Raw genomic sequence first — 12,645 nt, forward strand, 5'->3', positions numbered from 1 at the left:
GGGGGGTCGCGGGGGTCGCGGGGGTGGGCCTGGTGGTCCTCGGTCCGGACGTGGTGTTCGACGCGGTCGGGCTCCTCGCGGGTCTGGGCGGTGCGGTGGCGATGGCGTTCGGGGTGACGTTGACCAAACGGTGGGGACGACCGGCCGGTGTGGGTGCGACCGCGTTCGCGGGTTGGCAGCTCGCGGCCGGTGGTCTGTTCCTGGTACCCCTCATGCTGCTGGTCGAGGGCCCGCCGCCACCGGTCGACACCCCCGCCGTGCTCGGCTACCTCTGGCTGGGCCTGCCGGGCGGGCTCCTCGCCTACATCCTGTGGTTCCGGGGCATCACGGCACTCCCGGTGACCTCGGTGGCCGTGCTCACCCTGCTCTCGCCGCTGGTGGCGGCCCTGCTGGGGGCGGTCCTGCTCGGTGAGCTCCTCGGCCCCCTCCAACTGGTCGGGTTCGCGCTCTGCCTGGCCGCGATCGTGGCGAGCCAGGCCACCCCGAACCTCGTTCGGACAGTCAAGCGAAAGGAAACCACCTCATGAGGATCATCGTGGTCGGAGCCGCCGGGATGGCCGGTTCCCGTGTCGTGACCGAAGCCGTCGAGCGGGGCCACCACGTCACCGCCGTGTTCCGGGAGACGCGTCCCGAACACCTGCCCGCGCAGGTGGAGATCACGCACGGCGATGTGACCGATGTCGACCGCATGACCGGGGTGTTCGAGGGTGCCGACGCGGTGGTCGGCGCCACCCGACCCGCCCCGGGTGCGGAGGACACCGTCACCGCGACCACCACGGCGCTGCTGGACGCCGCCGAGGCGACCGGCGCCCGTGTCCTGGTCATCGGCGGTTCCGCTCCGCTGCGAGGGCCGTCCGGTGGCCTGGTGTTCGACGACGCGCGGTACGTGCCGCCAGCCGTGCGCGCCATCGCCGGCGCCAGCATCGCGCAGCTGGCCGCCTGCCGGGTCCACCCCGCCGACTGGGTCTACCTGAGCCCGCCCGCGTTGCTCGAACCCGGCCGTCGGACCGGTGGGTACCGGCGTGGCACCACCACACTGGTCACGGCCGCCGATGGAACTTCCCGGATCTCGGCGGAGGACCTCGCGGTGGCCGTGCTGGACGAACTGGAGAACCCCAGCGGGGATCGCCAGGTCACCGCGGCCTACTGATGAGATCGGCCGCACGGGAGGTGGCCCCGGATGTTCACGGCCCGCACCTTCCGCGCGGTAGGACCGGGGACGGGCCGTTGGGGCGCGGCCGCCGTCCGCGTCGGGACGAGTGGTCGGCCGCTCTCCCCGACGGGCCGCATCTCCACCCCGCTGGGCTGGGTGGTGGGTGCCAGGACCAGCGACCGGGGGCGGTGTCCCTTCTCCGCCGGGGGTTCCGGTCGGGTCGCGGCGGGCGCCGGGCCGGGGGCGAGGCGGCGCTGTCCTCATTTGCCCATCGCCGCGGCCAGGGCGGCCCGTCGGGCGAAGACCCGGTCCTGGGAGGCGGCCATCTCCCGCAGAGCGGATTTCCGTTCCCTCCCGGACAGCCTGTCCAGGTACAGCTGACCGTTGAGGTGGTCGGTCTCGTGGCGCAGACACCGGGCGAAGTAGCCCCTGCCCTCGATGACCAGGGGGTTTCCGTCCAGGTCCTGGCCTCGGGCCACCACCCGGTCGGGGCGGGCCACCACCCGGTAGGGCCCGGGCACCGACAGGCAGCCCTCGGGTTCCTCGACCAGCCGCCGCTGGTCGGCCGGGATCTCGTCGAGGACGGGGTTGAGGATGTGGCCGACGTGGCGGATCCCCCACTCGTCGGTCATGTCCCACACGAACACCCGCAGGTCCACGCCGACCTGGTTGGCGGCCAGGGCCGCGCCCTCGGCCGCCTGGTTGGTGGCGAACATGTCGTCCACCAGCTGGGCGAGTGCGGCGGTGCCGAACTCGGTGACCTCACGGCACGGGCGCCGCAGCACCTCCTCACCCACCACGGTGATGCGACGGACCGCGCCCCGCTCGACCTCGGGCGGAACGCGGGGGTAGGAGTCCACGGGGATTCCCCGCAGTCGCACTCGTCGGTCCCGTGCCGCCCCTGCCTGGACATCCATCGTGCACCGGTGCCTTCCCTGCTCCCTGGGCGGCTCCTCCGCGTCCCGTGGGACACCACCGTGCGGGGGGCCGCCGTGATCGGACATTCTGCAAAGTAGCAGACTTTGCAAAATGGACGTTGATCCGAGGTCTCCCTCCACACCAGGCGGGGGCAGGCGCCGCTCCCGGCGCAGCCTGCCCGACCACCCGGTGCGGGTCGCCCTGCTGGACCTGCTCGCCGAGCACGGCAGTCTCACCTCGAGCGAGGCCGGGGCCCGCCTGGGCCGCAGCTCCGGCGTCTGCTCCTTCCACCTCCGCCAGCTCGCCCGGCACGGCCTCATCGAGGAGGTGCCCTCCGACGACGGACGTGCCCGGCCCTGGCGGTTGCGCTGGGGCCCGACTGAGGATCCCGACCCGCACCCGAGGCGCACCGCCACCCTGCCGTCGAAGGACGGGGTGGCGGTGGCGGCGGAGGACCCGGGTGGGTCGCGGCACCGGGAGGTGGCCGAGCCGTCGACACCGGACGCCGCGTCGTTCACCGCCGTCCTGCACCTGTGTCCCGAGGAGGCGGCGGAGCTGGCCGCGTCGATGCGCCGCCTCGTGGCGAGGTATCGGGAGCGTGCCCGTCCCTCCCCCTCCCGCCCCTCGGGGGGCGTGCCGGTGGCCGCCCTCGTGCAGCTCCTCCCCCTGCTGCCCGAGGAGCGCTGAGCAGCTCGGCCCGCTACCGGCCGGTGGGCACGGGGGCGCGGTGACGCGGGCGCGACCCCACCGGTCGGGTCGTCGAGGGGTGTCGCCTCGTGGCCGGCCCGGCCGGCCCACCACCCGCGCGCCCCTCGGCTCCCTCGACCACTGCCGCCGGCGGGATAGCCGGGGTCAGCCGGCGGCGGCGAAGGGGCCGCCGGCTCCGAAGACGCGGGCGGCGAACCGCTCGCCGATCCGGTGGTGCGTCGCGGTGTCCGGGTGGAGACCGTCGGGCAGAGGGAGGTCCTCGGCGTCCCCCCTGCCGTAGAGGTCGAGCCCGTCGAGGTAGTGCAGGTGCGGGTCCTGGGCCGCGCGGCGGCTGACGACGCGCGCGAGTTCGTCGCGGATCACGGTGAGCGTGAGCTTGCCGGCGGTCCGCTCGGCCGGGTCACCCAGGGCACGGAACGCCAGGGTGCCCGAGCTCGAGTCGGGCACCAGGGGACCGGGGGTGTCCTCGTGCAGGGGGCAGAGCAGCGGGGAGATCACCAGCAGGGGGATGCCCGGGTGGCCCTCCCGCAGGGTGTCGAGGAAGCCGTCCACCGCCGGGGTGAAGGCCCGCAGTCGCATCAGGTCGACGTTGACGAGGCTGATGCCGATCTTGACGCTGATCAGGTCGGCGGGGGTGTCCCGCATGCTGCGCGCGGTGAAGGGGTCCAGCAGCGCTCCGCCGCCGAATCCGAGGTTGACGAGGTCCACCCCGCCGAGGGAGGCGGCCACGGCTGGCCAGGTGGAGGTGGGGCTGGCCGCGTTGGAGCCGTGGCTGATCGAGCTGCCGTGGTGCAGCCACACCCTGCGGCCCTGTCCCGGGCTGGCGTCGAGGGGCGCGTCACTGCGCAACGCGACGAGTTGGGTGATCTCGGTGTGCGGCAACCAGATCTCGACGTCCTTGACCCTGTCGGGGAGGTCGGTGAACCGGACGGTGCCCACGGGTCCGGGCACGGTGCTCGTGTCACCGGTGGAGGGGTCCAGGGTCAGGACGTCACCGCCGGACAGGACGCCCCGCGCGGTCAGCCCGCCGTCCACGACGAGGTCGTAGACACCCTCGGGGAGCGCGAGATCGGCCATCCCGGCGTAGCGGGTCGTCGTCCGGTGCGCGTCGAGTTCCAGGGTGGTGGCGCGGGTGCGGAACGCCAGCCGGACGCCGGCGGGCCTGGCCTCGGCCAGCCCCAGGTGCTGGTCGGGGATCTGGGCGCGGGCCCAGGCCGGGAGGCGGTGGGGCAGCAGGCCGTACTGGCCGTGTTCCAGGTCGAGGGCGCCGCGCACCAGGCTCGCCGTCACCGGTGTGGTGATGGGGGCCGCGGGTGCGTGGTGGTGCCCGGCCGGGGCCGGTTCGTGCTGGGGGTTCATCCGCTCACCCTGGCAAAACCCGCCGCCGGGAGGCACCCCGTTTCCCGTGCTTCCCCCGACCGCACCGCCCCTCCCTCACCCGATCGGGGCGGCGGTCGGCGGTGTGTGCCGGTGGTGCGCGGCGGAACCGCCCGTCCCGACCGCCCCGGGCCGCCCGCCCACTCACCCGATCCGCGGGCGCACCAGGGGTGATCCCGGGTTCCCCGGGAGCGGGGCGAGGCGGCCGTCCCCGGCGGCGAGCCCGGTGAGCGGGTGGCAGGGCTCCATCAGGGCGAGGGTGCCCTCGGTGTCGGGCGCGCGTTCGTGCTCGGCCACACCGGGGTTCGGGTATGACCGCGTCTCCCAGCAGGACGGCGACCTCGTCGGGACGGTGCGGATCTCGCGGGTGAACGCGGTAGCCGCCCGCGGGGCCGGGCCTCCCGCCGCCCCCGCCCGGGGTGCTGGTGGAGAAGGCGACCGTGACGACCCCGAAGAGCGACCCGCGCGGGAGCGTGGACCGTGGACTCGACGTCGAGGGGGACACCGTGCCGCCCTGACCCCACGGGGCTCGTGCGGCCTCCGGTCCCCCTGGTCGAGCAGCGAAGAGCGGCCGGCAGGGCCGCCCGGTACCGGTCCATCGTGCCCTCCGGTGCCCTGACCTGGTCCTGGGTGAGCGCCCCGGTGGCGGCCAGGCGGTCGAACCCGGCGCTCACCACCGCCGCCGAGTCGGGGGGTCGACGGGGAACGCGGGCGGGAGCGGGGGCCGGGCCGGCGCCGGGTCGATCCGGTGGAGTGCCTGGGCGTGCGAGTCGACCTGGTGGAGCGGGTGCGGCCGCTGGTCGGCGGTGCGGGTGGGCCAGGGCCTCCTCCTGGTTGCTCCAGGCGTTCACCGGGGGGACCCGCTCGTGGCCGAACGGGGTGCCGGCGTCACGCTCCCCGGGGCGCCGCCCTCGGCGGGGAGGACGGCGGTGAGCCGGGACTCCCGGAGGAGGCCGGACCGGGGGGCGACCCGGATGAGGGGCCGCTCGGCGAGCCAGGCCGCGTTCGTCCACCCCGCCCGTCCGTCCCCTGGTCGGGGTCGACGCCGTGGTTGCGGTGCACGGCGTCGACGATCAGCCAGGGCGGGTGTCCCTTCCCGCTGGTCCGCCTCGGGCGTGGTCCGCGGGGTCGGGCGTGTGTGGGCGGCCTTCTCCGGGTGTGTGGGGGGAGAAGGCCGCACGGGCTCAGACGAGGGTGGACAGGCAGAACGGGTGGCCGGCGGGGTCCAGCAGGACGCGCCACCGGTCCGGCGCGGGTTGGTCCACGGCCTCGACCGCGCCCAGCGCGACCAGCCGGTCCCGTGCGCCGTCGAGGTCCTCGACGCCCAGCTCGAGGTGGGCCTGCTTTCCCCGGGCGGGTGCTGGCCAGGTCGGCGGCTGGTAGTCCTCCACGCGGGTGAAGCCCAGGTCCGGGCCACCGTGGACACCGAGGAGCACGAAGTGGTCGCTGGAGTGGATGACCGGCAGTCCCAGTGCCTGGTGGTAGAAGCGGGCGAGGGCGGCCGGGTCGGCGCAGTCGAAGGTCACGGCGACGTAGCGGGGCAGGCCCTCGGTGGGGGTGGTGGTCGTCATGGGGAGGACGGTAGGAGGGGATCAGGTCAGGTTCGGTCCTGTTCGTGGTGGCCTCTGGTGGTGTCCCGCCGTGTCGGCCGTGCCCACGCGGTGCCGCGCGTACCCGCCGGGTTCCGCTGGGGGTTCCGGGACGGCGGCGGGGCGCGGGGTGTCGCGGGGTTCAGTCCTCGGTGAGCGCGGCATCCCCGACGAGGTTCCGCAGCCGGCTGGTCGCCTGGTCGAGGACGGTGAGGGCGGTCTCCCGGTCGGCCGGGTCGAGGTCACCGAGGGTGTGCTCGGCGAGGTCGGCCCAGGCCCGTTCGATCTCGGGGACGAGGGCTCGCCCGGCGTCGGTGACCACGATGCGGACCTGCCGCCGGTCGGTGGCGACCGGTTCCCGGCGGAACCAGCCGCCGTCCTCCAGGCGGGCGAGGCTGCGGGTGGCGGTGGGCGGTTCGACGCCCAGGCGCGCGGCGAGTTCCGAGACGGTCATGCCGTGCCGTTCCCTGGCGAGGATCCACAGCAGCACCTCCTGGCCGGGATGCAGCCCGAGCTCGGCGAGTCGCCGCGCCTTGGCGGCCCGGTAGAGCTTGCTGAGTTTGTTCAGGGTCCGGTTGATCCGGATCGCCGCACTCGGTTCCACCGCGGCATCCTACCGGTATATAGTCGGCTAACCATAAGTCGACTAACTAATTGGGGTGCGCATGGACCTCGGACTCGACCGCCGCGTCGCACTCGTCACGGGAGCCTCCGGAGCCATCGGCCACGCCACCGCGAGGACCCTCGCCCGCGAGGGAGCGCTGGTCGCCGCCACCTGGTACCAGGCGGAGACCGAGGCGCGGGCCCTGGTGGAGACGATCGAGCAGGAGGGGGGAACGGCCCTCGCCGTCCACCTCGACCTCACCGACCCCGCCTCGATCACGCGGGCGGCGCGGCGCATCCGCCGCGACCTGGGAGCGGTCACGGTCCTCGTGGCCAACGCCGTGTCCTGGCCGCCCCGCGAGGCCGACACCGCCGGCGCGCTCGCCGCCTCGTTCGCCGCCAACACCACCGGGACCGTCGCCCTGGTCGACGAGGCGCTCCCCGACATGCGCGCCGCCGGATGGGGACGCATCGTGGTGATCTCCACCGACCTGGTCGACCAACCGCTGCCCGGGCCGGTGGCCTACCCCGCGGCCAAGGCGGCGCTGGAGGGCGTGGCCCGGGTGATGGCCGCCCGGGAGGCCCGACACGGGATCCTGACCAACGTCGTCCGCCCCGGCTTCACCCTGACCGACCGGGTCCGCTCCCTGCCCGACCACGGCCAGGCGGTCATCGACGCCGAAGCGGGGCGCACCCCGACCGGGCGGCTCTCCTACCCGGAGGACATCGCCGCCACCGTCGTCTACCTGGGCTCCGCCGCCAACGGCCACGTCAACGGGGAGGTGGTCTCGGTCTCCGGCGGGCGCGGTCTGACCCGGTGAGCGGCGGGAGGGCACCGGAGGCGGCTCACCCCGGTGGGGAAGTCGACCGGGCCGACCGCAGGGCGCACAAATGCCGGACCGCACCCACCTCGGCGACGTTCTTCGTCAGCTCCACCGTGACCCAGCCGGCGATGTCGACCAAGCGCAACCCGCGACCCCAGGGCAGGCCCTCGACCCGGTCGGTCGCCTCCAGGTCCTCCTCGGTCAGCCGCCCCAGTTCCGCCCGCCACCGCTGGTGGAGATCATCAAGCCAGGCGACGGTCTCCACCGCGCCACCCGGCCAGGTGATGTCGGTGCGCTCCGGGGCACCCGCGCCGAAGCAGTGCTCCAGGGTGGTGGTCCACCAGTAGCCGAGGTGCCAGGTGATCCACCCGATGGTCTGGGCCGGGACGGGGTCGGGTTCGGGCACCTGCCAGTCGGGCAGCCACCGGCCCCGCTCGTCGGGTCGCACCGTCCAGCAGTGGGGATCGGGTTCCCACAGGCAGGTGGCATCGTCGAGATCGCGGACGTGGTGGGAGAACAACGCCCAGGCGATGTCCAGCTGACGGAGGAGGAGGTCGACCCGCGGGCTCGGCACCGGCGGAGTGTGCCACCCGGCGGCCCACCCCGACCACCGAATATCCCGTGACCAGCTCCTCCGCCCCGCGGCGTCCGCGACCGCCAGCCCGGGGGGTGAGCACTCCCGCCCGGACACCACGCCGGTTCGGGCTGGGCGCGCCGGCCGACCCAGGACGGCGCCCCGGAGCACCCGATCCCTTCTCGTTCCGAGTACCCACACCGGAACGGCCCACCCGATTGAGTGGTCGCCATCATCTACTAGTGTGATGATCGTGACTGCCGGGTCGGCCATGGGCCAATCACGAATGGGGCTCCCGGCCCTGGCGTGAGCACGGTGCGGGCACGCGCTCCGCCCGCCCCTCCGTCGCCGGCCCCCGCCGTCGTCCCCGCACGGTGGCCGTCGATCCTCCACCCCTCCGCGCGCCGTTCCCGCGCACGGGACCGACACCGCGCGCCCGCGCCCCACCCGGCTCCCCCCGCCGCTCCAGGCCACGCCGGGTCGGGCGTTCACGCACTGGCCGCCCCCTGCCGTGTGGCGCTCGGCCACACCTCGACTCCCCGGGAGAGAACACCGCACATGTCCCCGTCCCCTGACGTCACGACGTCGATCATCGAGGAGTTCCGCGCCAACGAGGGCCGAGTGGGTGGCCCCGTCGACGGCACCCGACTCCTGCTGCTGACCACGACCGGAGCGCGCAGCGGCGCCCCCCACACCGTTCCCCTGGGCTACCTGCCCGACGGGGGAGAACGCATCCTCGTCATCGCCTCCGCCGGCGGAGCACCCCGGCACCCCGCCTGGTTCCACAACCTCGTCGCCCACCCCCGGGTGACCGTCGAGGACGGGGTGTTCACCTACCAGGCGGAGGCCGAGGTCCTGCGCGGCCCGGAACGGGACGCGGCCTTCGCCCGCGCCGTCGAGTCCGACCCGGAATGGGCGCGGTACCAGGAGAACACCTCCCGCACCATTCCCGTGGTGGCGCTGCGGGAACTCCCCGGACCGCCGTCCTGGCCGTCCCCCGGCGCGGGCCTGCGCATGGTGCACGACGCCTTCCGCCGGGAACTCGACCTGGTCCGCGCCGAGGTCACCTCGGCCGGCACGGGCCTGGGGGTCCAGCTGAGGATGAACTGCCTGACGCTGTGCGCCGGGCTCGGCGCGCACCACCGGTTGGAGGACGAGCACCTGTTCCCGGCGCTGCGCGCCCGCCACCCCGAGTTGGGTGCGGTCCTGGACCGGTTGGACGAGGAACACGAGCGGATCGCCGCCGCGCTCACCGAACTGCGGGCGGTCCTGGACCGCACCGACCTCGACCGGGACGAACTGGTGGAGCGGGTGGACCAGCTGACCGGGGAGGTGCTCGGCCACCTGGACTACGAGGAGGAAACCCTGATCCCCGTCCTGGACGCGCACCTGAGCTGAGGCACCGCGCCGGTCGGGGGCAGGCCACCGAGGACGCCCCGCCCCCGACCGGACACCCGGCGACTGCCAGACTCCCCCGCGACACCACGCCGGCCTCCCGAACCCGGCCGGGGAGAGGGGAACATCCGTGGCAGAGCCACCAACGCCTGGACCCGCCGCCGAGACGACCCTGCGCGCGGACTGCCAACGGTGCGTCGGGTTGTGCTGCGTCGCGCTCCCCTTCACCGCCTCCCAGGACTTCGCGGTGAGCAAGGACGCCGGCCAACCGTGCTCCCACCTGCGGGAGGACCACGCCTGCGGCATCCACGACCAGCTCCGCCCCCGGGGGTTCGCCGGGTGCACCGTCTTCGACTGCTTCGGAGCCGGCCAACAGGTCACCCAGGTCACCTTCGGAGGGCGGGACTGGCGGGGCGACCCCGGTGTCGCCGGACCCATGTTCGCGGTGTTCCCGGTGATGCGGCAGCTCAACGAACTGCGCTGGTATCTCACCGCCGCACTGGCCCTGCCCGCCGCCCGCCCGGTGCACGCCGACCTCGACGCGGTGCTCACTCGGGCCACCGCACTGGCCGACGCCGACGCCGAGGTCCTGCTGGGGCTGGACCTGCCCGCGCTGCGAGCCGAGGTCGGTGCCCTGCTGGGGCGGGCCGGCGACCTGGCCCGCGCCGAGGCACCCGTGGCCGGCCGCGACCACCGGGGCGCTGACCTGATGGGGGCGCGTCTGCGGCGGGCGGACCTGCGGGGCGCCACCCTGCGGGGGGCCTACCTGATCGCCGCGGACCTGCGCGGCGCGGATCTGCGGTGGGCGGACCTGCTCGGCGCCGACCTGCGGGACGCCGACCTGTCCGGCGCCGACCTGCGCCACGCCGTGTTCCTCATCCAGTCGCAGCTCGAGGCCGCCACGGGGGACGGGACCACCAAGATCCCTCCCGGGCTGCAACGCCCCGCGCACTGGCCGGAGGGCCAGCGAGGCTGACGGCGGGGAGGCGGCGTGTCCCGGCCGGTGTCCGGGGTCCCGCGCCGTGGCCGACGGTGCCCTCCGGTTCGCCGCCCCTGTCGATCACCAGCCCGCCTGGAGCAGGAGGAACCGGAGCTGGGCACGGGCAGGACGCCCCGGAGGAGGCCACCCCCGCCCGGCGGATCACCAGGGCACTGGCGGTCCGCCGGCGCCTTGTCCGCACCTCGACTGGCCGGGTTCTCCGGGGTGTCCTCTGGCCGGTGCGGGGGAATGCGTGCTCGGTTGTGCGCCGGTGGACGTGTCCGATTCCTGATGCCTCCGCGGTGACGCAGAAGTCCGTTCCGTCCCGGTGACGCCTTGATTGCCGATGCTCGGTGCCCGGTACCATCGCCGGTATGGAGTGCTTCGCGGCAGGTCGGCCCCGTATCTGAAGGGTGGCCCACGAGACGGGGCTGTGGTGGCCCCGGGGGTGGGTAACGATTCCCAGGATCTTGCTCGCGGCGAAAGGCGCACTCCTATGGACATTCGTCCACTGCGAACCGAGGATCTCCCCGCTGTTCTCGACCTGACGATCGATGTCTTCAGGCCGTTCTACGAGGACTCTTTCCGCCCGGTGGTTGGCGACCCCGTGTTCATGAACCGGCACGGGGACTGGAAGGAGGACTACCGACGCCACGTGAACGCCGTGCATGATCCTGAGCACGGCAGGTTCGCCGCGGTCGCCTGCGTCAAGGGACAGGTGGCGGGCTACATCGGTTGGATCATCCAGGAGGCCCAGCGGCACGGCGAGGTCGACATCCTCGCGGTGGCAGCAGAGCACAGACGCCTCGGAGCAGGGCGGGCGTTGGTCGAGCACGCGGTGGCACACATGAGAACCGCCGGGACGGCGGTGGTCTCCGTCGGAACGGGCGGGGACGACTTCCACGCCTCGGCGCGCGCGTTGTACGAGTCGCTCGGCTTCACGCCGTTCCCGAACGTCCACTACACGAAGGCCCTCTGAGCACGGGGTTGGGGCCGGTGCGGGAGCTGGCCCCAACCCTTGGCCCAGGTCGTGCCGGCGGGGCCAACTGATCACCCTGCCCTGGCAGGGAGTGGCCAGTCCCGCTTCAGGACTGAGCACGTTCATGAACAGGTCGACAGTCACGGGGTGTTCCCCTGCTGGTCAGCAGCTCGCGCGAGGACCGGAATCCCGAGGTCGACGGCAGGTCGGCCGAAGCCGGCGCTGGGTGTCATCACGCTTGGCCCGCAGGAAGGTCAAGGGCATGTCGATGCCGTCGATCTCGCCGGCCCAGCCCTTTGGCTTCGGCGCGGGTGCGGCGGTCGAGCAGGTCGGTTTCGAGTTCGTCGATCCGGGCGGGCATCGTCGAGTTGACGTGCGGCACGGGGCAGCGGATGCGGGCGTGTCCGTGCTTGCCGGGTGCGCCGCAGGGATCCCGCAGGAGCCGAGTTCGACCTTGCGTTCGTCGAAGTGCTCGTCGAATGCGGCCCCGTCGCCGCTGGTGGCGTCCCGGTATTCCGCAACGGGCCGTAGCTCGCGGCGCTGGTCGAGGAAGGCGACGTCCCCGCCCTGATTCACTCCGCCGGCCCCACCCGAGGAGTACAGTTGTCCTCGCACGAAGATCAACTCGGCGAGTGTCGGTGGCCCGACCGGGCCGGCGTCCGGGGAGGGTGCCCCCACCCGCTCGGCAGACCGGAGGCCCCCTGTGCCGAACACGCCGACCCCACCGCCCTCCGATCCCGTCGTCGACGCGCTGCGGGCGGCGGGCTGCGTGTTCGCCGAGGACGAGGCCCGCCTGCTGCGCGACGCCGCCCGGTCCCCGGCGCACCTCGACGCCCTCCTCCACCGCCGGGTCGCCGGGCTGCCCCTCGAACACCTGCTCGGCTGGGCCGAGTTCGCCGGATGCCGCATCAGGGTGGCTCCCGGCGTGTTCGTCCCCCGGCGCCGCACCGAGTTCCTCGTCGACCGCGCCGCCGAGGTGACCGGCCCCGGTGACGTCGTGGTGGACCTGTGCTGCGGGTCGGGGGCGGTGGCGGTGGCGCTGGCCAGGCGGCGTCCCGGTGTCCGCGTCTACGCCAGCGACATCGACCCCGCCGCCGTGGCGTGCGCGCGGGACAACCTGGCCGGCCTCGCCGGCCAGGTGTTCCTGGGCGACCTCTACGCCCCCCTGCCTCCCGGGCTGCGCGGTGGGGTGGACGTGCTGCTGGCCAACGTCCCCTACGTTCCCACCGGGGAGATCGCCCTGCTTCCCCCCGAGGCCAGGCTGTACGAGGCCCGGGTCGCGCTCGACGGTGGCGGCGACGGCCTCGACCTGCTCCGCCGGGTCAGCGCGGAGGCCACGCGGTGGTTGTCCCCCGGCGGTCACCTGCTCGTCGAGACCAGCGGCCGGCAGGCCGGGCCGGCGGTGGCGGTGTTGCGGGGAGACGGGCTCGACGCCACCGTCGCCAACGCGCCGGACGCGGCGGCCACCGTCGTCATCGGTACCGCCCCCACCCGCTGAGCCCCGCGGCACGGCAGGCCCGCCGCGCCCGCGCCGCCGACCGTCCGC

General features: G+C 74.2%; 15 protein-coding genes. 8 read left to right on the forward strand and 7 right to left on the reverse strand.

Translation table 11 applies throughout. The features are described from left to right. Positions 1–527 (forward strand): EamA family transporter (locus ACTIDRAF_RS27600; protein WP_016697935.1); only part of this gene is annotated, 527 nt, incomplete at its 5' end. Beyond that, positions 524–1,150, forward strand: coding sequence for an NAD(P)-dependent oxidoreductase (locus tag ACTIDRAF_RS0206630; RefSeq protein ID WP_016697936.1), 627 nt, complete (start codon positions 524–526; stop codon positions 1,148–1,150). The genes ACTIDRAF_RS27600 and ACTIDRAF_RS0206630, both read left to right, overlap by 4 nt. 263 nt (positions 1,151–1,413) lie before the next feature. Here ACTIDRAF_RS0206630 and def read toward each other — a convergent pair whose 3' ends face one another. Beyond that, the gene (gene def, locus ACTIDRAF_RS0206635) at positions 1,414–2,028 is read right to left on the reverse strand and encodes a peptide deformylase (protein ID WP_026065840.1); all 615 of its coding nucleotides are present in this window, start codon (positions 2,026–2,028) and stop codon (positions 1,414–1,416) included. A 154-nt stretch (positions 2,029–2,182) separates the two neighbouring features. Between def and ACTIDRAF_RS34810 the strand changes: the two genes are divergently transcribed. Further along, entirely contained in the window at positions 2,183–2,758 is a 576-nt protein-coding gene (locus tag ACTIDRAF_RS34810) for a winged helix-turn-helix domain-containing protein (RefSeq protein WP_052168730.1), read from the forward strand. Positions 2,759–2,923: 165 nt separating this feature from the next. Here ACTIDRAF_RS34810 and ACTIDRAF_RS0206645 read toward each other — a convergent pair whose 3' ends face one another. From ACTIDRAF_RS0206645 to ACTIDRAF_RS0206665, 4 genes are all read right to left on the reverse strand, one after another. Further along, positions 2,924–4,138, reverse strand: a complete 1,215-nt coding sequence (locus ACTIDRAF_RS0206645) for an SGNH/GDSL hydrolase family protein (protein WP_016697939.1) — start codon at positions 4,136–4,138, stop codon at positions 2,924–2,926. Positions 4,139–4,300: 162 nt separating this feature from the next. After that, a complete protein-coding gene (locus tag ACTIDRAF_RS33635) occupies positions 4,301–4,453 on the reverse strand; it encodes a hypothetical protein (RefSeq protein WP_016697940.1) in 153 nt (50 codons plus the stop codon). A gap of 887 nt (positions 4,454–5,340) precedes the next feature. Then, complete coding sequence (locus ACTIDRAF_RS0206660) at positions 5,341–5,727, reverse strand: VOC family protein (RefSeq protein ID WP_016697942.1); 387 nt, start codon at positions 5,725–5,727, stop codon at positions 5,341–5,343. Between the two features lie 160 nt (positions 5,728–5,887). Continuing rightward, positions 5,888–6,349, reverse strand: a complete 462-nt coding sequence (locus tag ACTIDRAF_RS0206665; RefSeq protein WP_016697943.1) for a MarR family winged helix-turn-helix transcriptional regulator — start codon at positions 6,347–6,349, stop codon at positions 5,888–5,890. 61 nt (positions 6,350–6,410) lie between these two features. Here ACTIDRAF_RS0206665 and ACTIDRAF_RS0206670 point away from each other — a divergent pair, with 61 nt between their 5' ends. Next, on the forward strand, positions 6,411–7,169 hold the full coding sequence (locus ACTIDRAF_RS0206670) for an SDR family NAD(P)-dependent oxidoreductase (protein WP_016697944.1): 759 nt from the start codon (positions 6,411–6,413) through the stop codon (positions 7,167–7,169). Between the two features lie 25 nt (positions 7,170–7,194). On the opposite strand, the gene ACTIDRAF_RS0206675 is transcribed toward ACTIDRAF_RS0206670, so the two are convergent. Beyond that, entirely contained in the window at positions 7,195–7,746 is a 552-nt protein-coding gene (locus ACTIDRAF_RS0206675; protein ID WP_016697945.1) for a DinB family protein, read from the reverse strand. A 558-nt stretch (positions 7,747–8,304) separates the two neighbouring features. Here ACTIDRAF_RS0206675 and ACTIDRAF_RS0206680 point away from each other — a divergent pair. The 3 genes from ACTIDRAF_RS0206680 to ACTIDRAF_RS0206690 all read left to right on the forward strand — a co-directional run bounded on the left by ACTIDRAF_RS0206680 (position 8,305) and on the right by ACTIDRAF_RS0206690 (position 11,099). Further along, entirely contained in the window at positions 8,305–9,144 is an 840-nt protein-coding gene (locus ACTIDRAF_RS0206680) for a nitroreductase/quinone reductase family protein (protein ID WP_016697946.1), read from the forward strand. A 127-nt stretch (positions 9,145–9,271) separates the two neighbouring features. Continuing rightward, positions 9,272–10,117, forward strand: coding sequence for a pentapeptide repeat-containing protein (locus tag ACTIDRAF_RS27605; protein WP_157162892.1), 846 nt, complete (start codon positions 9,272–9,274; stop codon positions 10,115–10,117). 499 nt (positions 10,118–10,616) lie between these two features. Next, on the forward strand, positions 10,617–11,099 hold the full coding sequence (locus ACTIDRAF_RS0206690) for a GNAT family N-acetyltransferase (protein WP_016697949.1): 483 nt from the start codon (positions 10,617–10,619) through the stop codon (positions 11,097–11,099). A gap of 162 nt (positions 11,100–11,261) precedes the next feature. Here ACTIDRAF_RS0206690 and ACTIDRAF_RS33640 read toward each other — a convergent pair whose 3' ends face one another. Next, positions 11,262–11,723 carry a hypothetical protein gene (locus ACTIDRAF_RS33640; RefSeq protein ID WP_157162893.1) on the reverse strand — a complete coding sequence of 154 codons (462 nt, stop codon included), beginning with the start codon at positions 11,721–11,723 and terminating at the stop codon, positions 11,262–11,264. 79 nt (positions 11,724–11,802) lie between these two features. Here ACTIDRAF_RS33640 and ACTIDRAF_RS0206700 point away from each other — a divergent pair, with 79 nt between their 5' ends. Further along, entirely contained in the window at positions 11,803–12,597 is a 795-nt protein-coding gene (locus tag ACTIDRAF_RS0206700) for a putative protein N(5)-glutamine methyltransferase (protein ID WP_016697950.1), read from the forward strand. The last annotated feature ends 48 nt before the right edge of the window (positions 12,598–12,645 follow it).

This window comes from Actinoalloteichus spitiensis RMV-1378, from assembly GCF_000239155.1.
Lineage (GTDB): Bacteria > Actinomycetota > Actinomycetes > Mycobacteriales > Pseudonocardiaceae > Actinoalloteichus_B > Actinoalloteichus_B spitiensis.